General features: G+C 48.7%; 22 protein-coding genes. 9 read left to right on the top strand and 13 right to left on the bottom strand.

Going from position 1 to position 26,863, the window contains the following annotated elements; all coding sequences use genetic code 11:
• The first annotated feature begins 30 nt into the window (after window positions 1-30).
• Both glyQ and glyS read left to right on the top strand, forming a co-directional pair.
• A complete protein-coding gene (gene glyQ / locus CWI84_RS02655; RefSeq protein ID WP_126841026.1) occupies window positions 31-960 on the top strand; it encodes a glycine--tRNA ligase subunit alpha in 930 nt (309 codons plus the stop codon).
• Entirely contained in the window at window positions 953-3,019 is a 2,067-nt protein-coding gene (glyS, locus tag CWI84_RS02650) for a glycine--tRNA ligase subunit beta (RefSeq protein WP_126841025.1), read from the top strand. The genes glyQ and glyS overlap by 8 nt, the downstream gene beginning before the upstream one ends.
• Window positions 3,020-3,125: 106 nt before the next feature.
• Here the strand turns inward: glyS and gyrB are convergent, their stop codons facing one another.
• Genes gyrB through dnaA form a run of 4 tightly spaced genes read right to left on the bottom strand, consistent with a single transcriptional unit; the run spans window position 3,126 to window position 9,157 of the window.
• Window positions 3,126-5,543, bottom strand: a complete 2,418-nt coding sequence (gene gyrB, locus CWI84_RS02645; protein WP_126841024.1) for a DNA topoisomerase (ATP-hydrolyzing) subunit B — start codon at window positions 5,541-5,543, stop codon at window positions 3,126-3,128.
• A gap of 16 nt (window positions 5,544-5,559) precedes the next feature.
• Entirely contained in the window at window positions 5,560-6,642 is a 1,083-nt protein-coding gene (recF, locus tag CWI84_RS02640; protein WP_126841023.1) for a DNA replication/repair protein RecF, read from the bottom strand.
• 25 nt (window positions 6,643-6,667) lie between these two features.
• Window positions 6,668-7,768, bottom strand: coding sequence for a DNA polymerase III subunit beta (gene dnaN, locus CWI84_RS02635; protein ID WP_126841022.1), 1,101 nt, complete (start codon window positions 7,766-7,768; stop codon window positions 6,668-6,670).
• Window positions 7,769-7,783: 15 nt separating this feature from the next.
• Entirely contained in the window at window positions 7,784-9,157 is a 1,374-nt protein-coding gene (gene dnaA / locus CWI84_RS02630) for a chromosomal replication initiator protein DnaA (RefSeq protein ID WP_126841021.1), read from the bottom strand.
• Window positions 9,158-9,570: 413 nt separating this feature from the next.
• On the opposite strand from dnaA, the gene rpmH reads away from it, so the two are divergent.
• From rpmH to CWI84_RS02600, 6 genes are all read left to right on the top strand, one after another.
• Window positions 9,571-9,705: a 50S ribosomal protein L34 gene (rpmH, locus tag CWI84_RS02625; RefSeq protein ID WP_011235863.1), complete on the top strand. Its 135-nt coding sequence runs from the start codon at window positions 9,571-9,573 to the stop codon at window positions 9,703-9,705.
• Window positions 9,706-9,725: 20 nt separating this feature from the next.
• A complete protein-coding gene (gene rnpA / locus CWI84_RS02620; RefSeq protein ID WP_126841020.1) occupies window positions 9,726-10,118 on the top strand; it encodes a ribonuclease P protein component in 393 nt (130 codons plus the stop codon).
• A complete protein-coding gene (gene yidD, locus CWI84_RS02615) occupies window positions 10,052-10,339 on the top strand; it encodes a membrane protein insertion efficiency factor YidD (RefSeq protein ID WP_126841019.1) in 288 nt (95 codons plus the stop codon). Before rnpA ends, yidD begins: the two co-directional genes overlap by 67 nt.
• On the top strand, window positions 10,336-12,012 hold the full coding sequence (yidC, locus tag CWI84_RS02610; protein ID WP_126841018.1) for a membrane protein insertase YidC: 1,677 nt from the start codon (window positions 10,336-10,338) through the stop codon (window positions 12,010-12,012). Before yidD ends, yidC begins: the two co-directional genes overlap by 4 nt.
• A 6-nt stretch (window positions 12,013-12,018) precedes the next feature.
• Window positions 12,019-13,389 carry a tRNA uridine-5-carboxymethylaminomethyl(34) synthesis GTPase MnmE gene (gene mnmE, locus CWI84_RS02605; RefSeq protein WP_126841017.1) on the top strand — a complete coding sequence of 457 codons (1,371 nt, stop codon included), beginning with the start codon at window positions 12,019-12,021 and terminating at the stop codon, window positions 13,387-13,389.
• Between the two features lie 203 nt (window positions 13,390-13,592).
• Complete coding sequence (locus tag CWI84_RS02600) at window positions 13,593-14,813, top strand: site-specific integrase (protein ID WP_068812299.1); 1,221 nt, start codon at window positions 13,593-13,595, stop codon at window positions 14,811-14,813.
• Here CWI84_RS02600 and CWI84_RS02595 read toward each other — a convergent pair.
• From CWI84_RS02595 to CWI84_RS02560, 9 genes are all read right to left on the bottom strand, one after another.
• Window positions 14,803-15,180 carry a helix-turn-helix domain-containing protein gene (locus tag CWI84_RS02595; RefSeq protein WP_229694632.1) on the bottom strand — a complete coding sequence of 126 codons (378 nt, stop codon included), beginning with the start codon at window positions 15,178-15,180 and terminating at the stop codon, window positions 14,803-14,805. The two genes, CWI84_RS02600 and CWI84_RS02595, sit on opposite strands and share 11 nt — an antisense overlap.
• 586 nt (window positions 15,181-15,766) lie before the next feature.
• The gene (locus tag CWI84_RS02590) at window positions 15,767-16,603 is read right to left on the bottom strand and encodes a replication protein RepA (protein WP_068811996.1); all 837 of its coding nucleotides are present in this window, start codon (window positions 16,601-16,603) and stop codon (window positions 15,767-15,769) included.
• Window positions 16,603-16,824, bottom strand: a complete 222-nt coding sequence (locus CWI84_RS02585) for a helix-turn-helix transcriptional regulator (protein WP_068811997.1) — start codon at window positions 16,822-16,824, stop codon at window positions 16,603-16,605. The genes CWI84_RS02590 and CWI84_RS02585 overlap by 1 nt, the downstream gene beginning before the upstream one ends.
• Window positions 16,825-16,939: 115 nt before the next feature.
• Window positions 16,940-19,771, bottom strand: a complete 2,832-nt coding sequence (traN, locus tag CWI84_RS02580) for a conjugal transfer mating pair stabilization protein TraN (RefSeq protein ID WP_126841016.1) — start codon at window positions 19,769-19,771, stop codon at window positions 16,940-16,942.
• Window positions 19,772-19,910: 139 nt separating this feature from the next.
• Window positions 19,911-20,498 carry a FlhC family transcriptional regulator gene (locus CWI84_RS02575; RefSeq protein WP_126841015.1) on the bottom strand — a complete coding sequence of 196 codons (588 nt, stop codon included), beginning with the start codon at window positions 20,496-20,498 and terminating at the stop codon, window positions 19,911-19,913.
• Entirely contained in the window at window positions 20,495-21,118 is a 624-nt protein-coding gene (locus CWI84_RS02570) for a flagellar transcriptional regulator FlhD (protein ID WP_126841014.1), read from the bottom strand. Before CWI84_RS02570 ends, CWI84_RS02575 begins: the two co-directional genes overlap by 4 nt.
• A gap of 2 nt (window positions 21,119-21,120) precedes the next feature.
• A complete protein-coding gene (locus CWI84_RS11720) occupies window positions 21,121-21,294 on the bottom strand; it encodes a hypothetical protein (RefSeq protein ID WP_157980985.1) in 174 nt (57 codons plus the stop codon).
• A 508-nt stretch (window positions 21,295-21,802) separates the two neighbouring features.
• On the bottom strand, window positions 21,803-22,090 hold the full coding sequence (locus CWI84_RS02565) for a hypothetical protein (protein ID WP_126841013.1): 288 nt from the start codon (window positions 22,088-22,090) through the stop codon (window positions 21,803-21,805).
• 11 nt (window positions 22,091-22,101) lie between these two features.
• Window positions 22,102-25,515 (bottom strand): conjugal transfer protein TraG N-terminal domain-containing protein, encoded by a 3,414-nt coding sequence (locus CWI84_RS02560; RefSeq protein WP_126841012.1) that lies wholly within the window; start codon window positions 25,513-25,515, stop codon window positions 22,102-22,104.
• A 213-nt stretch (window positions 25,516-25,728) separates the two neighbouring features.
• On the opposite strand from CWI84_RS02560, the gene CWI84_RS02555 reads away from it, so the two are divergent.
• Window positions 25,729-26,613: a hypothetical protein gene (locus CWI84_RS02555; RefSeq protein ID WP_126841011.1), complete on the top strand. Its 885-nt coding sequence runs from the start codon at window positions 25,729-25,731 to the stop codon at window positions 26,611-26,613.
• Window positions 26,614-26,863 lie beyond the last annotated feature (250 nt).

The following is a 26,863-nucleotide window of genomic DNA, read 5'->3' as shown; positions in this document are numbered from 1 at the left end:
CATTCATTCGCAAATAGAGATAAGCACCTGATGGCTGATTACAACGTAAAAACCTTTCAGGGATTGATTCTTGCGTTGCAAGATTACTGGGCGCAGCAAGGCTGTGCCATCGTTCAACCCCTAGATATGGAGGTGGGTGCCGGTACCTTCCATCCAATGACCTTCTTGCGCTCATTAGGTCCTGAGCCAGCAAGCTATGCCTATGTGCAACCCTGTCGCCGTCCAACCGATGGCCGCTATGGGGAAAACCCAAACCGCCTGCAACACTACTATCAGTTTCAGGTCATTATGAAGCCATCGCCCAAGGATATCCAGCAACTGTACTTAGGCTCACTAGAGCGCCTCGGTTTCGACCCGTTAGTGCATGATATCCGTTTTGTGGAAGACAACTGGGAATCGCCAACATTGGGCGCCTGGGGTCTGGGCTGGGAAGTTTGGTTGAACGGCATGGAAGTCACCCAATTTACCTATTTTCAGCAAGTTGGTGGGCTAGAGTGTAAGCCTGTTGCCGGTGAAATAACCTATGGTTTAGAACGCTTAGCAATGTACATACAGGGCGTGGATAGCATCTACGACTTAGTGTGGACCGATGGCCCGCGTGGAAAAATTCTGTATCGTGATGTATTCCACCAAAACGAAGTAGAACAGTCGACCTACAACTTTGAGATTGCCGACGTCGACGTTCTGTTCGGGCGCTTTGATGAATGCGAAAAAGAATGTGAAACGCTGATTGAAAAGCAATTGCCATTACCAGCCTACGAGCAGGTGATGCGCGCATCGCACGCCTTTAACTTGTTAGATGCTCGGCATGCGATATCGGTCACAGAAAGGCAGCGTTATATCTTACGTGTTCGAACAATGGCGAAGGCCTGCGCCGAAGCCTATTATGCCGCGCGCGAAGCGTTAGGTTTTCCAATGTGTAACGACAGCACAGACGTCAAGGAGCTGAGCAATGCTTAAGGACAAGTTACTGATTGAGTTGGGAACCGAAGAACTGCCACCAAAGGCTTTGCGGCAGCTAAGCGAAGCCTTCAGCAACAGCATTGTTGAGCAATTAAACGCAGCGGAGTTAGCGTTTACTAACACAATGAGTATTGCTACGCCTCGGCGGTTGGGGATCATTGTCGAAAACCTCGATGCCGAACAAGCCGATAAAGCGGTAGAAAAGCGCGGTCCTTCAGTGGATGTCGCCTTCGATGCGGATGGTAACCCAACCAAAGCTGCTGAGGGTTGGGCCCGGTCAAACGGTATCACGGTCGCAGAAGCGCAACGCTTAACTACCGATAAGGGCGAGTGGCTACTTCATAAAACGGTGGAGAAAGGCCAGCCGATCGCGAGCCTGCTTCCTGCTATGGTAGAAAAGGCGTTGAAGCAATTACCTATTCCCAAGCCAATGCGTTGGGGTAACAGCAGCTATTCATTCATCCGCCCCGCACATACCTATACCGTCATGTTTGGTAGCGAACTCATCGACGCGTCGGTATTGGGCATTCAGTCGGATCGCCATATTCAAGGTCACCGTTTCCACAGCCCTGAAGGGTTTGAGCTGGCGCATGTAAACGATTACCTTGAGCAGTTGCGCAGCCATTATGTAATGCCTACTATCGATGAGCGTAAATCATTGATTAAAAGTGAGATTTCTAGAATTTCGAACGATCTTAATGGTCATGTCGTTGAAGATGAAGCGCTGCTGGAAGAAGTCGCCGCGCTGGTTGAATGGCCTGTGGCATTGCATGCATCGTTCTCTGAAGAATTTCTGCAAGTACCAAAGCAAGCGCTCATCGTTACCATGAAAGACGACCAGCGCTACTTCCCAGTAGAAGATAGCCAGGGTAATTTGTTACCGGCATTTATTTTTATCACAAATATCGAGAGTCGCGATCCGCAGCAGATTATTCTAGGAAATGAGCGCGTGGTTCGCCCTCGCCTTGCTGATGCACGTTTCTTTTTTGAAACCGACAAAAAGCAAACGCTAGAATCGCGCCTGAAAGATTTGGAAAATGTTTTGTTCCAAAAGCGCTTAGGTACTATTGCCGATAAAAGCGAGCGTATCGCCGGATTAGCAAAAATTATTGCCAGTGAACTGGGTGTGGACCCTAATGTGGCATACCGTGCCGGCCTCCTGTCAAAAGCCGATCTGACTACACAAATGGTCTCAGAATTCCCTGAAACCCAGGGCGTGATGGGCTATCACTATGCGCTTAACGACGGTGAAAGCAGCGCCGTTGCAGAGGCCATTGAACAACATTACTGGCCTCGTTTCGCGGGTGACGAACTACCGGCGACATTGGAAGCTTGTGCTGTAGCACTGGCCGATAAACTGGATACGATGGTCGGTATTTTTGGTATTGGACAGACGCCAAAGGGCGATAAAGATCCTTTCGCGTTACGCCGTGCCGCAATTGGCATTTTACGCATTATTGTCGAACAAAATTTGCAACTCGATTTGGTGTCGTTGATTGAACACGCGCAAGTGCAACTTGGTGATCGCTTAACCAGCAGTACCGTTGCTGATGACGTGCTGGAATTTTTGCTCGGTCGTTTCCGCCCAATGTATCAAGATAAAGGCATTGCAGTGGATGTGATTCAGGCGGTATCGGCGAACCGGCCCACCCGTCCAGCGGACTTCGATAAACGCGTACGTGCTGTGGCAATATTTAAAGACGAGCCGGAAGCTGAGTCGCTAGCCGCAGCGAATAAGCGCGTGGGTAACATCTTAGCGAAAGTCGATAGCGATATTCCAAGCCAAATTGACGCGGATAAATTGCAAGTGGCTGAAGAACAAACGCTAGCTGCGAAAATCCACGAAGCACAAAGCACCGTGGCACCGGATATTGAAAGTGGCAACTACGAAGCAGCGCTAAAACGTTTAGCCTCTTTGCAACAGCCTATCGATGCATTTTTCGATAATGTGATGGTGAACGACGATGACCCAGCTATTCGTGCAAACCGCTTAGCCCTGCTTAAACAGCTACGCGCACTGTTCCTCGAGATTGCTGACATTTCAATGCTGCAATAATGGCTTGTGTTGCAACCTTTGCGCTGCAACCTTTGTCTTACAACCATAGCTAGGCAAAAAAAGCCCGCGTCAGTTCCGACGCGGGCTTTTTTATTACTGTTTTATTCTAGACGTCTAGGTTTGCCACCTTGAGCGCATTCGACTCGATGAATGCTCGACGCGGTTCAACTTCATCGCCCATTAGCGTAGTGAACAGTTGGTCCGCACCAATAGCATCTTCAATGGTAACTTTCAGCATCCGTCGCGTTTCTGGATCCATGGTGGTTTCCCAAAGCTGCTCTGGATTCATTTCGCCCAAACCTTTGTAGCGCTGAATGTATAAGCCACGCTTGGACTCACCGATTAACCATTCCACCGCTTCAACGAAATGCTCTATCGATTGTTGCTTATCACCGCGCTGAACAAATCCGCCAGCCTCAACCAATGAATCGATTTGCTCACCCACTTCGATAATTTGCTCATAGTCTTTCGACATCAAGAACTCATAGTTTAGTGGGTAATCATTGTCGATACCGTGTTGGCGAACGGTCGCTAATGGCAAGAACAGGCCACGTTCTTCATCACGTTGCACTTTAATGGTGTAAGTCGCTGAATCGGTCTCTCGCGCTGTCAGGTCGTCGTTAAGTGTCATAGCCCAACGCTCCATATAAGATTGGTCTTTTAACCGCTCTTCGGTCAATCTAGGCGCGTAGAACAAACGCTGTAAGAAGCGCTCAGGCATTCTACGACTCAAACGCTTGATATTCTCTTGCGCCATCTGATAACCCAGTACTAACGTTTCTAAGTGCTCACCGGTTATACCGGGCGCATCGGCATTAGGATGCAGAGAAGCATTATCCAATGCCAAGCTAGTTAGGTACTTAATTAAAGCTGGGTCGTCTTTGATGTACGTTTCTTGCTTGCCCTTCTTCACTTTATAAAGTGGCGGCTGGGCAATATAGATGTATCCACGTTCGATAATCTCTGGCATTTGACGGTAGAAGAATGTCAGCAGCAGCGTGCGAATGTGAGACCCATCAACGTCGGCATCGGTCATGATAATGATACGATGATAGCGAGTTTTGTCCGGGTCATATTCATCACGGCCGATACCGCAGCCCATAGCCGTAATCAACGTCGCAACTTCTTGCGACGACAGCATTTTGTCAAAACGCGCTTTTTCGACGTTCAGGATTTTACCCTTCAACGGTAAGATGGCTTGGTTTTTACGGTTACGGCCCTGCTTCGCTGAGCCCCCTGCAGAGTCACCCTCCACAATATAGAGTTCAGAGAGTGCGGGGTCTTTTTCTTGGCAATCGGCCAATTTACCCGGTAAGCCAGCTAGATCCAGCGCGCCTTTACGGCGAGTCATTTCCCGCGCTTTACGCGCAGCTTCACGCGCCCGAGCCGCATCAATGATTTTGCTCACAATCACTTTAGCGTCGTTCGGATTTTCCAATAGGAATTCAGAAAGTTTTTCGTTCATCGCCTGCTCGACCGCAGTCTTCACTTCCGACGAAACCAACTTATCTTTGGTTTGAGAAGAGAACTTAGGATCTGGAACTTTCACCGAAATAACCGCAGTAAGGCCTTCACGAGCATCATCACCTGTCGCAGATTGCTTCATTTTCTTGGTGAAGCCCTCTTTCTCCATAAACGCATTTAGCGTTCGAGTGAGTGCTGCACGGAAGCCTGCTAAGTGGGTACCACCATCGCGCTGGGGGATGTTATTGGTAAAGCAGTAAATGCTCTCTTGGAACGAATCATTCCATTGCAAACTTGCCTCGACGGCTATGCCATCCTCTTTCTCAACAGAGAAATGAAAGGTTTGCTGGTGGATAGGCGTCTTATTTTTATTTAGATAATTTACGAATGCGGCAATACCACCTTCATATTTGAAGTGGTCTTTTCGATCGTTGCGTTCATCTTGCAGGATGATCGAAACGCCAGAATTCAAAAACGATAACTCACGTAAGCGTTTGGCAAGGATGTCGTAATGAAATTCTACGTCGCTAAAAATTGTTGGGCTCGGCCAAAAACGAATTTCAGTACCCGTTGCATCGGTGTCACCAATTTTACCAAGGTCTGCCACCGGCTCGCCCAGATTATAGGTTTGTTCGTAAACATGTCCTTGGCGGCGAATGGTTAACTGCAACTTATCAGATAACGCGTTTACAACAGAAACGCCGACACCGTGCAAGCCACCTGAAACCTTGTAAGAGTTATCATCGAACTTACCACCAGCGTGCAATACGGTCATAATAACCTGAGCCGCTGATACGCCTTCCTCTTCGTGCATATCGACAGGGATACCCCGGCCATCATCACGCACTGAGACAGAACCATCGGAGTGGATCGTAACAACGATATCAGAGCAATGCCCTGCTAACGCTTCATCAATTGAATTATCGACGACTTCGAACACCATGTGATGTAACCCAGTACCATCATCGGTATCGCCGATGTACATACCAGGTCTTTTGCGAACGGCATCTAACCCCTTTAGCACTTTGATACTGGATGAACCGTAGTTGTTATCTTCCATAGTGTTTGATCTCTATTTATTTATCAGTAATACGTCCATGTTCCACGTGGAACACGTTATTAGCGACCTCAGAAAAGTAGTCATTCGTGAGCTTCTCAGAGATCGCCGTAACAAAAACCTGTGACTCTGATTGTACCAGAGCTGAACACAACTTTGCTTGATTCTGTCGGTCTAATTCCGCCGTTAAGTCATCAACCAAGTACACACATTTCCGTGATGTTGTGTCAGTAAAAAACCTGCCCTGAGCAAGTTTTAGGGCTGTCACTAAAAGCTTTAGCTGCCCCCTCGACAATAACACTTTTGCGTCTTCACCGTTAGCTAAAATTCGTAAATCTGCCTTATGGGGACCCGCTGTTGTATAACCATATTTTGTGTCTTGCTCAACAAGACGATTTAGCGCGTCAGCTAGACTTGCGTCTTGTTTTGACCACCCCGAACGAAGTTCAAACGAGAAATCGTATTCCGGCAAAAACTCTACAATCAATCTGCTTAGATACGGACGAAATCGTTCGATATAGCTTTGGCGTAACTCATCAATCTTTTCCCCAATATCAGCAAGCTGCTGGTCCCAATATTTCCCTTCCTTGTGCCAGCGTCGCTGTTTAAGCAAGCTGTTACGTTGTTTAAGAAGCTTGCTATAAGAAACCCACAAAGAATAAAACTGATGTTCCACGTGGAACACTCCCCAGTCTAAATACTGTCTGCGATTTTTAGGACCGCCTAAAATAAGCTCAACAGATTCAGGAGTGAGCAACTGCAGAGGTACATGCCTAGCAAGATTAGAAAGTTTGGGTTCATTGGCGCTATCGATACGCAACGTCGTTTCGCCATTGACAGAGCGCCGAAATCCCAACTTATGAGTACTTTCACTTTCTAAAGTCTCTGCGAATAGGGTAAATTGTTCGCGTTCATGCTGGATTAGCTGGCGAAAACTCCCAGGCCTAAATGAACGACCAAATCCAAAACAATAAATGCTCTCAAGCAAGCTTGTTTTGCCGGAGCCGTTGGCTCCAGCAATAACGTTGATACCTTTAGAAGGAGATAACGACGCATTGGAGAAATTTCTGAAATGCTCCAAACGAAGCGTCTTTATGAACATAAACGTTGGATGTCAGTGTCCAAGACTACAGCCGCATTGGCATAACAACGTAAACGGAATTGTCGCTGCTCGCCGGCTCAATTAACGCACTGCTGTTTGAATCGGCTAACGTCAGACGAACCTCGTCTTCGTCGATATTATTCAGCACGTCGAGCAAATAACTCACGTTAAAGCCAATTTCCAAGGCCTCACCGTTAAATTCAACTTCAATCTGTTCTTCCGCTTGCTCTTGCTCAGGGTTGGTCGCTGTTATGCAAAGTTCTGAAGGTTGCAGATTTAGGCGAACGCCTCGAAATTTTTCATTAGAAAGTATTGATGCACGAACAAACGCTTGCCGCAATAAGTCACGGTCGGCGACAACGATGCGATCACCGCCTTGCGGTAGAACTCTGCGGTAATCTGGGAAGCGTCCATCGACCAACTTACTGGTAAAAGTAATGTCTTTGGTTTTTACGCGAATATGGTTATTACCCATCGCCAACTCTACTTCACTGTCGTTATCGGCGAGCAATCGGAGTAACTCAACCACACCCTTGCGCGGTACAATAACTTGGCGTTGCGGTAAGCCAGGCTGATTCACTGTACAATGACTCATCGCTAAACGATGCCCATCAGTAGCAACCGTACGAAGCAGGCTATTGTCGGTTTCAAACAACATACCATTCAGGTAATAACGAACATCTTGGTTGGCCATCGAAAAATGGGTCTTTTCCATGAGGTGACGCAATTCACCCTGCTCCATCACCCAGTGACTATCGCCTTCCCAATCATCAATATTCGGGAAATCACTCGCAGGAAGACTACTCAAGGTAAATTTACTGCGGCCTGAACGAAGGGTTACCCGGTCATCTGCTGCGACAAACTCTAGTGATGCACCGTCGGGCAAACTGCGAACGATGTCTAGCAGCTTTTTCGCAGGTACGGTGATTTCACCAGCATCGCCATCGACCGACTGTACCGCAGAAACGAGTTCGACTTCGAGATCTGTGCCGGTCAGCTTGAGCTCATTTCCGTCACATTGAATAAGAACATTAGCGAGAATCGGTAGCGTATGTCGACGTTCAACGGCACCACTCACAACCTGGAGTGGCTTTAAAAATTCGTCGCGGCTTAATGTAAATTTCATGCTCCCGATCCCCTTCTATGAAGATAGTGTCCGAATAAGATTACGATAATCTTCTTTTATATCGTGTTGTGATTCTTTTAATTCTTGTATCTTTCGGCAAGCGTGCAGCACAGTCGTGTGATCGCGTCCGCCAAACGCATCGCCAATTTCCGGCAAGCTATGGTTCGTTAGCTCTTTCGCTAACGCCATCGCTAACTGTCTAGGACGCGCGACCGACCGACTGCGACGTTTAGACAAGATATCTGCCATTTTGATGTTGTAATACTCGGCAACGGTCTTTTGTATATTGTCTATAGTAACTAACTTTTCCTGCGCGGCAATTAAATCTCGCAAAGCTTCTTTGACGAAATCGATCGTGACTGCCCGACCGGTCAAATTCACGTTAGCAGCAACACGATTAAGGGCGCCTTCGAGTTCACGAACGTTAGAGCGCAATCGCTTGGCAATAAAGAACGCAACCTCGTGCGGTAAATGTAAGCCACGCTCCTGTGCCTTACGCATCAAAATCGCCACACGGGTTTCTAGCTCCGGCGGCTCAATGGCAATGGTCAAACCCCAGCCAAAGCGTGACTTCAAGCGGTCTTCAACGCCGTCAATTTCTTTTGGGTACAAATCACTGGTCATAATGATCTGTTGATTACCTTCAAGCAAGGCATTGAAAGTATGGAAGAATTCTTCTTGTGACCCCTTCTTATTTGCAAAGAAATGAATGTCATCGATCAATAGTGCGTCGACTGAGCGATAGTACTTCTTAAATTCGTTAATCGAATTATTCTTTATCGAATTCACCATGTCTTGCACGAAACGCTCAGCTCGCATATAGAACACTTTAGCGTCTTTCTTGTGCGCTAAAATACCGTTACCGACCGCGTGCAATAAGTGAGTTTTACCTAGACCGGTACCGCCGTATACAAATAGTGGGTTGTAAACCCCACCAGGATTCTCAGCAACTTGAACGGCGGCGGCGCGAGCAAGCTGGTTAGACTTACCCTCGACGAAGTTGTCAAACGTGTATTCCGGGTGAATGTTGCTCTCAAACGCAATGTTGTCGTCCTGACCAGACGATGGCCGCCACGGTGCCGGTTGTTTAGGCGCACTATTCGCCTTTTTCGCGACATCTTGCGCCATCGGCTTAGCTGCGCTGGAGAGCCCTCCAACTTCTAGTGACACGCTCGGCGTTTTTTGCGGCAAGATCTCCGCGAGGTATTGCGTGATCTGCTGGAGGTATTTGTCCTTTACCCAATCAACGACATAACTGTTGGGGGCGAATAGGGTGAGCGTCTCGTCTTCGTGCTGAGCCTGAAGCGGACGGATCCATGTGTTGAAATGCTGCGTTGACAACTCTCCTTGCAAGCGTTCTGCGCACTGTTGCCACAGCGATTTATTCACATTGATCTCCTACTCGTTATAGTTATTTGGGAATCATTTGATTGTACTGTATCGGCTCCCTACGATCCAAGGGAAAATGCGATAAAATTCGGCGCTAGATCGAAGTTTTTCTATTGACTTTAGTTCATATAATCGCGCCTCAGGCGAGCTGACGCCCCCACTAAAATTGATTGCTTACTCACATATAATTGAAAAACCAATCAAATTTTGTGGATAACTTGACTTTTTGACTGACCCACCGAATTTGCGGAAGGATCGTTTGCGATCCTTCCCTAACTAATCCGCTAAATTGCGTTGACTTAGCCGCCTAAAACCCTTATCATCCGCGCTCTAAATTTTTTGATCATCACGTTTGGTACTCTCTAGTTCGGCCAGCGTGAGTGGCTTTATAACTGACCGACGGAATTAACGTTATGAAAAGAACATTTCAACCAAGCGTATTAAAGCGCAAGCGCTCTCACGGTTTCCGTGCTCGCATGGCAACTAAAAATGGTCGTAAAGTATTGGCTCGTCGCCGTGCTCGTGGCCGTAAAGTATTGAGCGCATAAGCATCAATATAGGTCACTTGGTGACTCATCACGCCTATTCGCGGGAGTTACGTCTGTTAACTCCCGCACATTTCCAAGCTGTCTTTCAAAAACCCCCTGTTAAAGCGGTAACTGCCGAATTAACCATGCTAGCCACCCCAAATGGCTTGGAGCATGCAAGGATTGGTGTCACAATCAGCAAAAAGCGAGCAAAACGCGCTGTCGATAGAAATCGAATAAAAAGACAGATTCGTGAAACTTTCCGCTTAAAACAGTATAAAATACCAGCTTTTGATATTGTGGTGATTGCCAAGCAAGGTATTACCTCACTCGAAAACCCTGAATTACGCGAACGGCTTAATTACTTATGGCGAAAACTCAGCAAACGTTGCGAGCAATACCAATCTTCGGTATCAAGCTCTACCAATGGCTAATCAGTCCGCTGCTTGGCCCACGTTGTCGTTTTTACCCAAGTTGTTCGCATTATGCGGTCGAAGCGATCGAAACTCACGGTATTCTCCGCGGTAGCAAATTGGCTGTCACTCGAATTGCCAAATGTCATCCCGGTAGCCACGGCGGTTTTGATCCGGTACCGAAACACTCAACGAAGGAAACTTCCTCTTTTCAGCCAACAGTAGAGACGAAATCATCATGAATTCGCCACGTACTATCCTTTTGATTGCGTTTGCTGTCGTTACTTTCTACCTATACAACAACTGGGTTATGGAAAGTGCGCCTGGAACTCAACCAGCAAAAACTGAGCAAACGACTAGCACAAATACCGCATCAACCGCCGACGATGAAGCAGCTAGTGTTCCTAGCAACGTGGTCAGCGACGACGGTTCTGTTCCCAACACCCAAGAGCGTCAACTTGCACCTCAAGATGGTGTTATTCATGTTTCGACCGATGTGCTTGACGTTACTATCGACAAGCGCGGTGGCGATATTATTGCAGCAGAGCTGAACCAATACGCGAAAACACAGGGCTCTAAAGAGCGGTTCCAGTTGTTGCACCAAACGCCGGGCGATATTTATGTCGCGCAATCAGGGTTAATTGGTGAAAACGGCATCGATAATCAGACCGGACGCCCTCTCTACAAGGTGAACAAAGACAAGTTCGTGATGGCTGGCGACACCCTGAGTGTGCCTATGACCTACACCGATGCAAACGGCAATGTTTTCACCAAAATTTATACCTTCACCAAAGGTCACTATGACGTCGATGTATCCTATGAAATCACAAACACGTCAGACCAACCATTAAATGTGCGCTTCTATGGCCAACTGAAGCAAACAATGGGTGAAGGTAGCGGCAGCATGGTAATGCCGACCTATCGCGGTGCAGCATACTCATACCAAGAAGACAAATTCGAGAAGTACGACTTTGACGATATGCGCGACAAGCCGTTGAAGCTAAATGCAACAACAGGCTGGGTCGGCATGTTAGAGCACTACTTTGTCTCAGCGTGGGTTCCACGTGGAACAAGCGAAAATACCTTCTTCACTCGAGTCGTTAATGGCGATCAAGCCATTATTGGGATGATTTATCCATCGGTCACTATTGCTCCTGGAGAAACCAACAAAATCAGCTCAACGATTTTTGTAGGACCAAAAGACCAAGACGCTATGGCTAAGGTCACTGACTACTTAGACCTGACCGTTGATTATGGCTTCCTTTGGTGGATTGCTCAGCCAATCTTTAAGTTGATGCAGTGGTTACACAGCTTTTTGATGAACTGGGGCTTAGCAATTATTGCCACGACTATAATCGTTAAAGGCTTATTGTTCCCATTAACCAAAGCGCAATACGAGTCAATGGCGAAAATGCGCCTGATTCAACCAAAGATGAAAGCTCTAAGAGAACGTCATGGTTCTGACCGACAAAAAATGTCGCAAGCAATGATGAAGCTCTATCAAGAGGAAAAAGTGAATCCATTAGGCGGCTGCCTGCCGATGATTCTGCAGCTACCGATCTTCTTAGCGCTTTACTGGGTGTTCCTAGAAAGCGTCGAGTTACGCCATGCGGATTTCTTTTTATGGATTAATGACTTATCGGCTAAAGACCCGTATTACGTGCTGCCTATTTTGATGGGTATCAGTATGTTCATCATGCAACGTCTGCAACCAACCCCTGCTACCGATCCAATGCAGCAGAAGTTGTTCCAGTACATGCCGGTCATCTTTACCGTATTCTTCTTATGGTTCCCATCAGGCCTAGTACTTTACTGGTTGGTCAGTAACTTACTAACTATCACTCAAATGACCATTATCTACCGTGGCCTTGAGAAAAAAGGCATCATGACACGGAAGAAAAAAAAGCGGGCCTAACCGATAATGGACAGCTTTACCAACGATACGATTGTCGCACAAGCCACGCCCCCTGGGCGTGGCGGTGTCGGTATTGTTCGAGTAAGCGGTCCTGATGCAAAAACCGTGGCCGAGGCATTACTCGGCCATTGTCCTAAACCGCGTTATGCGGAATATTTGCCGTTCTACGATGCTCAGCAACGCCTGCTTGATGAAGGCATTGCGTTATATTTTCCTGGACCGAATTCCTTCACCGGAGAAGATGTACTTGAGCTTCAGGGGCATGGCGGTCCCGTGCTCATCGACATGATCATTAAGGCAGCTTTGGATATTCCCAACGTACGCCCTGCTCGCCCCGGCGAATTCAGCGAGCGCGCGTTCCTTAACGATAAGCTTGATTTAACCCAAGCCGAGGCCATTGCTGACCTCATTGATACCACCTCGGAGCAAGCGGCTCGAGCGGCATTACAAAGCCTTAAAGGTGAGTTCTCCTACAAGGTCGACCAACTGGTTGATGCGGTTATCCAACTGCGCATGTACGTTGAAGCCGCTATCGATTTCCCCGATGAAGAAATTGATTTCCTCAGTGATGGCAAAGTTGCGACTGATCTTGATGCGATTATCGACCAAATTCGCGCAATAGAGAACGAAGCCCGCCAAGGCCAGTTGATGCGTGAAGGCATGCGCATTGTTATTGCCGGTCGCCCTAACGCCGGCAAAAGCAGCCTGCTCAATGCTCTCGCAGGACGAGAATCTGCCATTGTAACCGCTATCGCGGGAACAACGCGCGATGTATTGCGTGAGCACATTCAAATAGATGGCATGCCGCTACACATTATCGATACCGCCGGCTTGCGCGAAAGTCCCGACGAAGTTGAGCAAATTGGTATTCAACGTGCCTGGGAAGAAATCGAACAGGCAGATCGAGTGTTGTTTATGGTTGATGCGAATGAAACCGCAGCCACCCACCCGCAGCAGATATGGCCAGAGTTCTTCGCTCGCTTGCCCGAAGACATGCCATTTACGGTTATCCGTAATAAAGTGGATTTAACTCATGAGCCTACTGAACTTCACTATGAAGATGAGGTTCCGGTGATTCAGCTATCGGCAAAAACCGGCCATGGAATAGAGTTGTTAAGGGAACATCTTAAGCATTGCGTGGGTTACCACAGTACGTCGGAAGGACAATTCATGGCGCGCCGACGCCACTTGGAAGCACTTAAAAAAGCGCATAGCCATTTAGTGATTGGCCAAGCACAATTGCAGCAACATATTGCCGGCGAAATTCTTGCCGAGGAGCTACGACTCACTCAGCAACACCTCAACGAAATTACTGGCGAATTCACCTCAGACGATCTTCTCGGAAAAATCTTCTCCAGCTTTTGTATCGGGAAGTGAACCTCATTCTGAAGTGGTAAAGCCCCGTGAAACCTATCAAAACATATCAAAATAACTTATTGTTTTCTAAGGACAATATTCGCTTTTACCTCAAAAACCTTTTTCCCGCGTTTTCTTCTAATTTGCTCCGTTTCACTATAAATTGATCCCGATTTGCTCCAAGGTTAGAATTCGGGAGCAATGGGATCAAAATTGGAGCAAACATGAAGGTATCTGTTAACAAGCGGAACCCCAACTCGAAGGGGCTACAGCAGCTTCGCCTGGTGTACTACTACGGTGTGGTCGAAGGGGAGGACGGAAAAAAGCGGCCTAAGCGGGATTACGAGCCTCTTGAGCTGTACGTGTATCACAACCCCAAGACCCAGGCTGAGCGGCAGCACAACAAGGAGATGATGCGTCAGGCAGAAGCTGCGAGGTCTGCACGTCTCGTTGAAGCACATGCCAATAAATTCCAGCTTGAAGACCGCGTGAAACTGGCCTCAAGCTTCTTCGACTACTACGACCAATTAACCTCGACCAAAGAATCCGGAAGCGCATCTAATTATTCAATCTGGATCTCGGCAGGTAAGCACCTCAGAAACTACCACGGCAGAGCTGAACTCACCTTTGAGGAGATTGATAAGCAGTTTCTTGAAGGCTTACGGAAGTACCTACTGGAGGAGAAGCTCACCAAATCGAAAACCAAGCTTGCCAAAAATACTGCATCGAGCTACTTCAATAAGATCCGAGCTGCTCTGAATGAAGCATATCGAGAGGGCATCATCAGGGATAATCCGGTTCAACGAGTGAAAAGTGTCAAGCCAGAGAACACTAAGCGAACCTACCTCTCACTGGATGAGGTTCGAGCGTTGACAAAAGCGGAATGTCGCTACGATGTCCTGAAGCGGGCTTTTTTGTTCAGTTGCACTACCGGTCTCCGGTGGAGTGACATCAATAAACTCACATGGAGTGAAATCGAAGAGTTTGAGCCTGGCCACTATCGAATCATTTTTGACCAGAAAAAGCTTAAGAACGGTGGAAAATCCCTTGTATATCTGGACCTTCCAGATTCGGCTGTAAAGCTGTTGGATATAGATCGAAAGGGCGAACCAGAAGACAGAGTGTTCGTCGGCCTAAAATACAACAGCTACTTTAATGTGGCTTTAGAGAAGTGGGCAATGAGAGCTGGAATAACAAAGCATGTCACGTTTCACGTCGGGAGACATACATTCGCCGTAGCCCAACTTAACCGTGGTGTTGATATTTATTCTCTTTCTCGGCTCCTTGGACACTCAGAGCTGAGAACAACTGAAGACTATGCTGATATTCTCGAAAGCCGTCGAGTAACGGCCATGAGAAGCTTTCCAGACATATTCAAAGAGCGTGAAAGTGAGAATAACAGATGCTCCCATTGCGGGCAGGCAGTCCCCATGGCTATCGCTTAGGCGCTTTACGTCCAGGACGGCGAGAGTTCTTCATAAACTCCTCAACGTCGTTCTGCACATCCTTCTGAGATTTGATGCGGTTGGCCTCAACCCAATCCAAAAGGTCCGAGCGTTTAATCAATACACGATTCCCCCCCGGCTTTGTAAAGCTGATTCGCTTCTCATGAGTCAGCTTGTAGATATAGCTCCGCTTTGAACCGATCAAAGCTGCCGCCTCATCGACAGTAAGATACTCCTTTCCAGAAGGAGGGAGGTTCACGTTACTGGTGTCGTTCGACGCTGTTCCCGAAACGAAATCAGCCAAGATTTTTTTGATTTCTGCCAATTCATTCATCACGCACGATAACTGTTCTGTTTCAGACATCATTCACCCACATTGTCTTTGATTCGCTTTGATGGGTTTATGATGAAGGAGAGAGGTGCGAAACGACGGGTCTGCTTTTGCCCATTTTGGGCGGTTTGAGCGGAATTGAGAAAATTTTCTGGAAAGTGCCTACGTCAGTCCGACCGACTAACTGTCCACATTTCCCCTGTCACCAATAATTGTAATTTATTATTTGTTTAAAACTACTTGAAAGAACTACTTGCAGACTGTCCAATGCAACGATTTTTCCTTTAGATTCATTGGTTTATTGTTAAAAAATCAATTATAGGCGTGGCGCTAGTGTCGTACAGGCGTGGCGCTAGTGACGTGACTGGCGTGGCGCTAGTGTCGTGGATAACTTGCCAAAACTCGCCGGAGCCCTTGATTTCACAGGCTTGGCTACTGCGTGGCGCTAGTGACGTGGATAACATTGGTTATAAACAGGGTTATCCACCATGGGAGCGAATTCGACTCAACCAGAATACCGCCCGTAGGGGCTGTAATTATCATAATTACCGTAATCGAAGTAGACGAGATAGGGCTTTGAATGAGGAGATGCGAACAAAGAAGGATTCGCCCCGAGGCTTTTTCACTTAGGGGCGATATGAGGGTTCGTCTTGGTAATTATCAGTTTATCGCTTTGAAAAAGCGTGCTGTTGAAAATCTCATGATGGAAAATAGACGCTAATATAGCGGCATTTTCCAGCTTTCGACGGAAGTCTCTCCGCTCCTTCGTTTCACTGCTGAACTGAAGCTTCAGGGCATCAAGCGGGATTTCAATCTGCCTTCTGCGCGACATCGAGTGGACTCGCCAATTCCACCAACAGTAGAAATCGATGGCGAGCGGGTTTTTAGTCAAAGCTTTGATCGCGTGGGCGGAAACTGGCACAGCATTGCTCAAAATGCTTTGGTAGAACTCTTCATCCAGGCTGATTGTTGATGACCAGCTTGAATTTTTGCCATGGCGCATTGAGATAAGCGCCTTACGGGATACAAGAATATTCTCAATTTCTACCCCGTTTCCAACCACTCTCTCTATCTGAAATGTAGAGCGAGCCAAACGATTGACCTGTTCGCGCAGTAGAGCTGCATATCGACCACTATTGCTTAGTCCAAGACTTTTCAGGAACTGGCTTTGGCTTGTATCAATCGCTAGCTCAGGACTCCTCTGTCGCTTGGCTTGTGTGGTTAACCATGCCAACAAAAGCCTTACCAGGCCCCCTGCGGGAACACGCTCGCTGGACAATACCGATACTTTGACATTGCCATTGGTGCGCTGAAAAAGGTTTTTATCAGTATTGGCCGCCGGTAATGGGCTAAGTTGGCAAAACAATTGCGGCATGAACCATGTTTCAGGGTTCAGCTCTTGATTTTCTGCCTGCTCAATAAGACTTTGATGGTAGGCAGTAAACGGCTTGCCTCCCATCAATCCACCTTCCGACGCTCAAGCCAATCCTCTACGTCGGCGCGCTTCCAGCGGACCGCTTTTGTGGTTACGGCAATGGGTTTTGGAAAATCAGCGTTCTTATCTGCCCGAATGCGGCTCAGCGTCGGATTGGAAATGCGTAAAAGTTGTTGGACATCACGTACCGTTAAAAGCACGTCTGACTCAACGCCAGCCCCTCGATCTTTCTTTTGGGATTTCATAAACAATAGCTCCTTCGATTTCTCTAGGAGCTATTTTCGGTTTAACTACCTTTGACCGAAGAACGCGCTTTTTACCATTTTGGGCGCATAAGGCAGTTTTTCAGTATTTTTATCGTTAGCTTCCCGGACCGCCCGGATTCACTTCTATTTTGTCCATTGCCTCCCGACGCTTTGCGTCCACGTCTATGTCATCAACGCGATCCATTGCACGCTGATCAGCAGGCAAACGGTCCCCATCAACATTGAAGACGCTGCCAGAACCTGTGAGGGCATCCATAGATAAATTGGCTCCACTGGGGAACTGACCGTTCTGCTGAAGAATAGCCAGCCACTCATCGAGATTTACCTCATCCCAATTGATTTGAGCGATTTGCTCAAAGGGAATACCTCCACAACTCGGATTCTTAGGAGTTCCGAAGTCCTGACCAAACTGAGGCCGAACCTGTTCCTGGATGATTCGAGACAGCGGTGAATTGAAGCAGCAGTACGCTTTACGCTTCTCGATACAGGCCCCAAGAACCTCTTCCTTACAGTAGGAGCCAACGTAGGTGCAGCTATCCGTTGCCCGCTTGGTGTTCATCTCCAGCTCTTCCTGCTCACAGGCGTAGACCATTTGAATTACGGCCACAGCGACCACGTACACCGTGTAGACCGTCATCGCCGCACCCAGCATAGAAGCGGCTTGGTTCGCCATTTCCGTCATTGCCTCCTCAGCCGCTCTATCTGCTGTAGCAGTGGCTGCCGCCTCGGTCGCGCCATCCTGGGCCAAATTACCCATCACGTCCTGCAACATACCTTTAGCCTGCTCCTTCAGCTTTTCTATGAGCTGGTTCTTCAGTTCCTCGATGGGCGACCATATCTCCTCAACAGCACCAGAGATGTTATCCATGTAATTTGTGAACGGCTGAGATACCTCCGTCCAAGCATTCATAACTGGATCACGAAGGGTTTGGTACGAGCTTTTGATGACGTTGGTGTCTTCAAGCGCCAATACCGCACCATCAAGCTTCGGAACCTGACGAATCATCATCAGGTAATCAGCCATGCTCACGTTAGAGGGTTTCTCACAGCAGTCCGACACTCCGCCGACTGCAATCTTGCATTCGCCAGCCTCGCCCCCGAACGCAGTACAGGTCACGTTCTCTTCACCGGTTGCGTTGCCATCGTCATCTTGGCCGGTGCAGCTCATATCCTGGGTCATGAACTGCGCCGCATTGAGCAAAGCCGAGGCTTTGGCAAAGTTCGCGGTCTGGTCGGTGGATTGTGTCGGGTCTAGGCAGTCGTCCCCCATGCAGCGGATAGCTCCACCACACTGGTATTCGGTTTTTTTCTCTATGGTGTCGATGTCCACACTACTCCCGCAGTCCCACGTCTCCTCTTTGACGTAACACACACCGGAGTTACCCTGAGCACCATCAACACACTCCGAGCTTATAAAGCCGCACTGCGGGTTTTCTTCGTACTGCTGGCACGTATTTAGATTCCCGCCTTCGTTGACCGGGCACTGCTCCTCACCGTTGACATCGGTGTAGCACTCCATATCCCCTTTGTAGAAATCGAAGTCCGCATCTACGGCGACTTTCTTGCAAAGGTTGGGGATACCAGGAATGGGAGAAGGCTTCAGGCTGTCCTCGCAGATTTTGATGCCATTCGTATAGGTGCAGCCTTCCGCGTCACGCGGGTCGTCCACGCAAGTCAGGCTCCCCTCTGCAAAACCATCCACCACGCCAGTCGCAGATTCGATGCAGCTATCTGGTGACCATTCATCTTTGATGATGGCTTTGGAGGGGTCGTACTTAATGCGGATCTTCCCGAAGCCTTCACCCTCGCCGGAGACGGATACGCGAATTTTGAAGCGAATCACCGAGTCTTCCGGCGCGTTTCGGAAGTAACTGGTCAGGTCGAGGTTAGGATTTTGGTCCCAGCTTGTACTCAGCTCACACTTACCGGCTGTCTCGGGAGGAAAATTGTTATTGGGACCAGACCATACCTTTACTTCTTCGCCAGGCTCACCAATCCATATCTGCATGTAGTCATCCCACTTGGCACGTATCAACGTAGCCTGAGTAATGGCAGCAGGATTGACGACTTTGATTTCCGTGAATTCTTCGTAAATCGAGCAGCTACCACTCCAGTAGTTGTCTCCCACCTTACCAATCCACACGTCAGAACACCCACCGCCAGCACCATCGCATGGTGAAATGTTGTATGGACCGTCATGGTGCTTGACCACTGCCGCTTCATAGTCGTGAATGACCTCGCAGGTGGCGCTTTTGTCGGTCACACGGTCGCAGGTTTCGTACTCCGGGTTATGTACCGACATGGTGATTTCATCGAAGGTTGTTTCGGCGGAACAGTCACCAAAGCCCTCAGCGATCACATCAATGTTTTCGTATGTGGCGTTGGTGAGCCCCAACATCGGGTCGGAACTGAAATCCGGGCGACTTTGATTTGAGGAGTCCACCAGAACTTTATACGCCGCACCTGAGATAGAGGGGGTGTCGCTGTAGGCATCTTCCCAGAGGGAGTCCTTTGCCTCGCTACCGGTTTCGCCCATCCCCTCTTCCGAGTCATAGATCCCCTGGAGCTGGTCGAGGTCAGGGGCTACGCCATCAGAGAAATATTCGTTCTGCACCGAGGCATTGGAAGGGTTGCTGCCTGGGTACAGGCTTTGAACGCTGAACTGAGTTCCCCCTTGGTATTGCAGGTTACCGTTTTCGTCCATGGTGGGGATGGTGATTTGCCCGTTCTGGACCTTGGCTGGAGTGTTTTTGGCTTCGTTACCAAGCTCCATACCCAGATTCTGGCCTTCGCGACCGAGCTGACTTAAAAAGTCCTGGCTATCAACTTCAGGTGACTCTTGAGCCACGCCGTGAAGGGGCATCAGAGTCGTGGTGACAGTTAAAAGGTAGGCAATGGCTCTCATCAAGCCTGGTGAATTTCGCATAATGACCTCTCCGAAAATCTTTTCGAGAGATCATATCGAGCATCCGGCGCTCCCAGCGGATGTGTAATTTACCGTTTTGGGCGCATAACGTTAAATTGGCCAAATTTTCTTTCACATGTGAAAGTTTTTCAAAGGTAGCTCAAGCTGGCTCAGCGAAGACTTCAACCGCTGGCATCGCCGCACCCTTCGCATTCTGAGGATGAAAACAGTGCGGGCAGTGTATTCCCGTCGCCTGATTCACAGAGGTGAAAAATTCACACCCGCAGTCGCAGCAATGCTCAAACATCGCGTCCCCAGACCGCATCTCCGACGCTAAGCACCAGGCATCCGAAATTGTGAACATCTGAAATGCCTCCTTGCCCATCGGTGAGCTGACAGGGGCAATCTCCGCGATGGCTGCACGATACATCCGATATGCGCGATTCAGCGCCGCAATGCAGGTCGAGGATTCAACGGGCCTTCCACCTATCTGTCGATAGAACCCCATCAGAAGCGAAGCATGGAGTTTGGAAAGCTGATTCGTTACCAAAGAAGCACCACTTTTGATAGCGTTGGAAGCTCTGTTTTTGCTGACATCCATCCCATCGTCTTCCAGATCTCGGTAAATCCTGCGCACCTGTTTATCGGTCAACCCAGTTTCCAGAATGATTATGCGGGTTACATAACCCATTAACGCCATCTCACGTGCATGAACCCACAGGTGCAACGGATTGTTACGGGTATTCATACGTTACCTCCTACCGACAGGCACTGCTGATACTTGATGAAGAACCCCTGTCTGCGTTTCCGAAGGTCTGCTGAAGGCAACAGGCCCTCGACAACCTGTGGGTCAAATCTTAGGGTGCAGGCTGTACAGATCTCCGTCACCAACTGACGGATTTGATTGTCAGTGGCCTCGGCCACAGCCTTCGCCAGTGACTGGCTGACACCAAATGCGGTTGCGGCCATTGGAGCGTCTCGGCGGGCCAAGTTTCTAAGTGTCAGCCAGTACGTCACGTCAAACTCTCGCTCCACACCCTCCATTCCTGCGAAACCAGGTGGAATAGCACGTTCGTATTCAGCGGACAGGAAATCACATACGTCCGGTTCCGGCGTGTGTAACTGAAAGCTTAAAACTACGCCTGAACTCAACTTGGACAATTCGTGAGATGGCGTGACAGCTAAGGCCACAACCGTACTTTGTGGTAGTGAAAACTGTTCTCTGGCCACACTCGGAGCATGGCGGCAGAGAGTTGCCAGCAGGTTCCAAAGGGTGAGATCCAACTCAAACACATTTTGGTCTGGGCGCTGCTCAGTAATCTGAGCAGCCTGGTTATCCAGATCGGACATTGAAAGTAGAGGTGACATTGCTACGCCTCCTCTGCGAATCGCTTCTTGTAAGACGTTGGCAGATACAGAGTAAGTGCAACCCCACCGGCAACAGACAGTGCAAAATAGGCTAAATCACCTGAAGTCAGCAACTGTCCTATAACAAAGTAAATGAACCCTACAAGCACAAACCAAAGACATTTTTCAGCAAACATAACTACTCCTCAATCAAAGCAAAGCATTGCAAAACATATCAATATAAATACCACGAGATCCCGGATATGCAAGGGGTTTTACTGTGTTTTTTTACAGTATCATTTTATGGTTATTTGAACAGAATATTGAGCGACTTGCATTTATAGAGAACAGGGGTAGGATTTAAGTTAGGGTAATTTTCATCGGAAAATAGGCTATGAAACTATTAATCTTCGTCCTTTCAACTTTGTTCGTTAGTTACAAACTTGCTGGCATCGGCGGCTTGATATTATCGCTCATTCCGCTCGCGTTAATTTTGAGCTTTACTGTTAGCAGAAGGAACGCACAATCAGGTTGCAACGTACATTCATCACAGCAGGATCGTTCGTCAGTTTGGGATGACAGCCAAATAGACAGGATTCCGTTCACATCGCCAGATGGTTCAGGATCGCAATTTGAAAAATGGGACGGTCAACCTTGGACAGGCCAATAGAAGAGAGCTGGATGAAACCAGCTCTCTAAGGTACGTTATCGAGTTAACAAAATTTCAATCCCTTTTCCCGCTAATCGCCTAGTGTCATATCTCCGCCCGATTGGTAACCGAACGCTTAGAGCTGCGATCTTCATTTCGAACGCCCTTACACCCGCTTTCTTCGCCAGCTTTTCAAGCAGAGCATTAGTCAGAATGATCGAGCGCATATTTTCTCTATGAGCGTATATTCGCATCCTCATCTTTTCCCCGCAGGGTGCCATGAATTCGCCCGCTTCCGCGTGTCCAATAATCTTATCAATCACTGCCACAGCTTCTCTTTTCATGAAACGCTCCTTTACTCTCCATTCTGTACAGCCATATAGCGGCTTACTGGCATCAGATAACCCCCGGCCTGCTCGCGCCCGGCACCCGCAGAAGCCTCAATAATGTCTGCTGCTTTGTTTGCCAGATCGGCGTCACCGCCGAACTCACTTTGAAGTTGCTGCCTGTATTCAGCTTCACGCCCGTCACTTGCTCCCAGTAGCGACGACGCAAACAGTTGCGCACCGGCTTCAGACTGAAGGCCATGCTCATTAACAGCCGTTTGGGCTGCCAGCTCACGGAACTCGTCACCGTATTGCTCAACAAAACGCTGTGCGTGCTCCGCACCTTCCTCCGATGCACTGGCAAACGCTGCCGCAAAGAACATTCCACGTTCCCTAATGGACATGTCTTTAGCAGCTTCCGACAAATCACCTTCTCCAGTAATCCACTCTTTGGCCGCTGTGTATCCGCTGACTCCGGCACCGATAATCGAACGCCCCAGGTCTGCGGCTCCAGTCGCGATATGACCCGCTACGCCGTACTCATCCTGGATGTACTGATCACCACGGTTTGAATCAGCGATAAACTGGTCGCGTTCTTGGGGAGTCATGGCCGCTAGGTGCTCCATCGAACCTGCGAAATCATCCGAGAAACCGCCTGCTCCAGCACTAACCCCACCAACTACTTGGTCGAAGAATCGGCCAATACCCTCGGTAGTAGAGAAGATACTCGCCGAGGTAGATGGCTCGACTTCAGACGCCATAATTTGACTTCTCAGAGCACCGAGCCGCTCTCCCCGGTAGTCGTCTCTGTTTTCAGAGTCTGCCGCTTCTACGTGGCTTAGGTTTTGGTTATGACGCTGAAGCACTACGCTCTCCCCAGGCACGCCTGCCCTTGCCTGATTTCTTTGTTCGTTCGACATGTTCTGGGGTTCTTGAAGCTCTCGCGCACCTATCCCATGCGTTATCGCTGGAGAGCTTTCCAAAAGATCTTGCTGTGCATTGGAATCTTTCACGGTTGTCGCGCTGCCCGTAGCACTTGCGATGGTTTCGGCAGCAATAGCCTGTTCCGATGCTTTACCAGAGTTAAGAAGCGCATAGAGCTGACCACCTGCGGTTGCTCTTGCTGAATCCATTCCCAACGCTTCATAAAACTGGGATTTCTCAGCCGCAAGTTGGCGTGTTTCGGGTGAAGCCATCCGCATCCCATCTCTTAGCTGTGAATGAGCTTCAGGACTGCTGGTTACTGTCTCCGCTAGGGCTCTCATATCCATTGCACTCGTCGTTCCAATGCTCGATTGAGCGCTGGCGAGACGCTGATAAGTATTTTGTGCTGTTATGGCTTGGGTCGCGGATTCAGAAAACTGCTCACGCTGCTCCTCTCCAAGAGAGTTCGTAAAGCGCTGACCACTCTGCGTATTGACCTGACGAGCTATATCCCTAGTCAAAGCTGCTGAATCGCTATCAGTGAAACCGACATTTTTGGCAAGCCGGTCCATATCACCTGTCAGTTGCTGACGTTGATCAGTGGACGTAGAAGTTGCCGATCCGGAAATACCTCCTTTTACATCGACAGGTGCAGCCTTTGCTATTGCCATGCCAGCAGGGCCAGCCAACAGGGCTCCCGCAACCTGCCCGGCATCGACGTTCGCACTGGCCTGCATACCGATGGCTCCTGCAATGGCATCTGTATGACTCTCGTTCAAGCCATATTGCCGAGCGTAATCCTGAGCTTGGCCGTAAATCGCCTGTGCCTGTGAAGAGTCAGATGCACGAAGGGATTGCCCAAGCCCTTGTAAACGAGCGTAGCTTTGTTCAGCAGAGGCCCCAGAGAAAACCGAATTAGAAAGCTGGGATGCAAATGACTGTGTTGCCTGGGCTGACGATGCCTGGGAGGAACTAACCGCACTACTGAGCATGTTACCGACGTTCACCTTATCCACCATGCTCTCGGAACCGGTAAGTTGAAGCCCTCGGAAGTCATCAAATTGAGATTTCGGCATCATGTCCAACGCTGCTGAGGGCTTAATGGCGTCGGGAGTAGTGATTTTCTCGTTGATATGGTCACCGCCATTCAAGCGTCCAGCGAGAGAAGTCATTGCGTAAGTGGAGCCGGTAACAACAAACAGAGTAATCACTGGAGTGGCCGCAGCCAACATGCCTCCCGTTGCAAGCCAATTAGATGTTATCTGGTATGCCTCGCTTATTCCGTGGAACGTGGAAAACGGGTCGTTCTCTAGGGCACTCAACGCACCTGTAGCGGACATATGAATATAGAGGTTAATAATTGACAACACCGGCATCCAGAGCTGAATCCATGCGAGTGTCACCAAATACTTTCCCACCAAACCGATACCGAACCGGCCCATCAACATAAAGAATGCAGCCAGAGGTGTTACGGCATAAACGAACCCCTCGAAAAACGTCATCATCGGGCGAACGATGGTCATAAACATTGATTGTTCAGCAGCCCATTGAGTATTCCTTTGCTGGATTGCTTGGTTCAGCATAATTGCCGACGAGTAATCCCGCATATCCTGATACTTTCCCTGGGCAGCATCTTCATATATCGGCTTAAGCACGGTTGTTAGTATGTAGTCCTGAGCATTAGATCCCGTCATGCCAAGACTCGCTAATGCATCATAAAGGCGATTTGACACACCGACTCCAGCGACATCGCCACTAGCGTCTCTCATTCCTCGCTCGATGGCTTCATGAACCAAATAGTTGCCTTTAACTTCATTCAGTGCGTTGCTAAGCGCCACAAACCCATCAGAACAATTGTAATCCTGGGGAGAGCCACCAAGATAAAGCCGAGTTCCATATAAGTCTGATTCAAAACGAAGTGCCTGCATTGCAGGGGCGGTAAATAAGTCTTGGATTGACGCTTGATGCAAATCAATTTTTGTTAGCGTGCATTCTCGTATGTAGTTGTGAATTGAAAGCTCGACGTTGACACCCTCTCCACCAACAGCGTTATCCATTGCTTTAAATACAACCGGGTTAACGGCAGCATCTTGAAGCTGATTTATCAGGTGAAGGGAGTCGGCAAATCGATTCTGTGTCGAAGCCGGTGAAATAAATGAATACCCCTGCTCAAACAGGCTTGTAACTGAGTACCCGACATTTGAGACAACAGAACCAACCGCTGCTGGCCCCACTGGGACATTATCAACGACCCGAACTTCGCCAGAGTACGCATCTTCAATAAGGACAGTCGTGGATGGTCCAAATGCCATAGCATAGAAAATCCATGCCACCAAAACAGTGCCAATCTGTATTTCCTTGGCTCCATTCATAATAGATTGGAAGAAAACTATTAAGACACCGATAAGCAGCCCTACCGATGCCATTTGTGTGAAATCGCCGGTTCCGGTGATCATGGAAACGGCTATCAAAACCTGCTCCAAGAATGCCGAATCACCGACAGAGTGTATGGTCCACATTGGGGAATCTCCTGTTAAAAACTCCCCCTCATACTAAATTCACCTATCACTAGAGCACGCACGTGTTCTTGCCCATTTTGGGCGCAAAGCCAAATTTAGGGTAAGTTTGTACCGTCAGTACAAGCCATTGTTTTTTATGGATTAACCAATGTTATTGGGTTGCGTTTTCTTAAAGTCGTGAGACACTTTTTAAAGATAACGGAGGATAAACCCATGAAACGATACATCGAGATTGCAGCTTCTGCTGCTGTAGTTCTGTCACTGGCAGGTTGTGCAACCACCGGGTCATCCGACCCCGCAACCTATGAGCCGGCTAAATCCCGTGCGTACAACCTCGCTCAAGCCGGGGGTATCACTGAAGCGCGGGATACGGAGAGAAAGCACCTTTCAGAAAACGAGCTTTACAAGGTCGCCTCCAATGCCGACATCCTCATGTGGGATCGAGGAGCAAATTGGAGCGGGGGAGAAGCACTGGGAGCCAGCCTTTTGTTTGCAGCCCTGGAGCCAACGTCGAACTTTGCGAAAGACTCATTGTTCGGCTGGATGCCTTCCAGCATGGCGACAGATGCCGTGCAGGCCCGTGCGAAGATGTCAGAAGTGACTACCTCCGCAATGAAAAAGGCTCTCGGTAGCCTTGACTATACGTATGAAGCCACGCTAGAGAACTACGACCAAAAAGCAGTGTTTGGGGGCGGAAGCGCTTTTCTGTTCAGTCAGATAACTATTATCGACCAGGATAAGGGATGCCCAGCACCAGATTCCGTCGATCACTACTCAAAGACATGCTATGTCTCCTCTCAGATCATAGAGCCAAGTCAAGGCTTTGAACCTGCGTTCCTGGGAGGTAGTCAGGCCTGGTCGTTCAAAACTGACGGCGTGAAGGCCTCATCTGTGAAACTGAATTTCCCGGCAGGGGTGACCGTGGACAGAGTGTCCATCATCGGCGCAATCAGCGAGAATCTGCCCGATTGGGCCTACATGTTTACCCCTCAAACCGATGACACTCCTCCCATGGTCGTAAACAAGGGGAAACCCTTGTACTTTGTGGAGCCGGTTAGTAATGATGGTAAGAATTCGCCCAACACACAAAGCGACTGATTGGAACGATGACCTTCAGAAACTTTCACATGTGAAAGTTTCTGAAGGCATCCGATAGCAAGAAAGCGAGGTTTGCAGTCATGGCAAGAACACTAGATCAGCTCCTAGAGCAGGAGAAGCCCGAAGTTGTGGCCGAGGCCAAACGAAAGGCATCGGAAATTCTCGCCACTTTGGATCAACAATCTACAAAAGAACGGGAGCGTGAAGACAATTCCGTAAACGCCCCTCCTCAGAAATAGCAAAGGGCCAG

The sequence above is a fragment of the Idiomarina tyrosinivorans genome, from assembly GCF_003987475.1.
GTDB lineage: Bacteria > Pseudomonadota > Gammaproteobacteria > Enterobacterales > Alteromonadaceae > Idiomarina > Idiomarina tyrosinivorans.
Note: the sequence above shows the minus strand (reverse complement) of the source record. Positions and strands in the feature narration are given on the sequence as shown.

Bases quoted from the DNA above. Each gene is read 5' to 3' on its own strand.
- CWI84_RS02600 (WP_068812299.1), top strand. From the start codon at position 13,593: ATGAAGGTATCTGTTAACAAGCGGAACCCCAACTCGAAGGGGCTACAG.
- CWI84_RS02570 (WP_126841014.1), bottom strand. From the start codon at position 21,118: ATGTCACCTCTACTTTCAATGTCCGATCTGGATAACCAGGCTGCTCAG.
- yidC (WP_126841018.1), top strand. From the start codon at position 10,336: ATGAATTCGCCACGTACTATCCTTTTGATTGCGTTTGCTGTCGTTACT.
- rpmH (WP_011235863.1), top strand. From the start codon at position 9,571: ATGAAAAGAACATTTCAACCAAGCGTATTAAAGCGCAAGCGCTCTCAC.
- CWI84_RS02560 (WP_126841012.1), bottom strand. From the start codon at position 25,515: ATGTGGACCATACACTCTGTCGGTGATTCGGCATTCTTGGAGCAGGTT.
- CWI84_RS02585 (WP_068811997.1), bottom strand. From the start codon at position 16,824: ATGAAATCCCAAAAGAAAGATCGAGGGGCTGGCGTTGAGTCAGACGTG.
- CWI84_RS02565 (WP_126841013.1), bottom strand. From the start codon at position 22,090: ATGAAAAGAGAAGCTGTGGCAGTGATTGATAAGATTATTGGACACGCG.
- gyrB (WP_126841024.1), bottom strand. From the start codon at position 5,543: ATGGAAGATAACAACTACGGTTCATCCAGTATCAAAGTGCTAAAGGGG.
- yidD (WP_126841019.1), top strand. From the start codon at position 10,052: ATGGCGAAAACTCAGCAAACGTTGCGAGCAATACCAATCTTCGGTATC.
- CWI84_RS02555 (WP_126841011.1), top strand. From the start codon at position 25,729: ATGAAACGATACATCGAGATTGCAGCTTCTGCTGCTGTAGTTCTGTCA.
- glyS (WP_126841025.1), top strand. From the start codon at position 953: ATGCTTAAGGACAAGTTACTGATTGAGTTGGGAACCGAAGAACTGCCA.
- CWI84_RS11720 (WP_157980985.1), bottom strand. From the start codon at position 21,294: ATGTTTGCTGAAAAATGTCTTTGGTTTGTGCTTGTAGGGTTCATTTAC.
- glyQ (WP_126841026.1), top strand. From the start codon at position 31: ATGGCTGATTACAACGTAAAAACCTTTCAGGGATTGATTCTTGCGTTG.
- CWI84_RS02590 (WP_068811996.1), bottom strand. From the start codon at position 16,603: ATGGGAGGCAAGCCGTTTACTGCCTACCATCAAAGTCTTATTGAGCAG.
- CWI84_RS02575 (WP_126841015.1), bottom strand. From the start codon at position 20,498: ATGAATACCCGTAACAATCCGTTGCACCTGTGGGTTCATGCACGTGAG.
- traN (WP_126841016.1), bottom strand. From the start codon at position 19,771: ATGCGAAATTCACCAGGCTTGATGAGAGCCATTGCCTACCTTTTAACT.
- recF (WP_126841023.1), bottom strand. From the start codon at position 6,642: ATGTTCATAAAGACGCTTCGTTTGGAGCATTTCAGAAATTTCTCCAAT.
- mnmE (WP_126841017.1), top strand. From the start codon at position 12,019: ATGGACAGCTTTACCAACGATACGATTGTCGCACAAGCCACGCCCCCT.
- dnaN (WP_126841022.1), bottom strand. From the start codon at position 7,768: ATGAAATTTACATTAAGCCGCGACGAATTTTTAAAGCCACTCCAGGTT.
- CWI84_RS02595 (WP_229694632.1), bottom strand. From the start codon at position 15,180: ATGATGTCTGAAACAGAACAGTTATCGTGCGTGATGAATGAATTGGCA.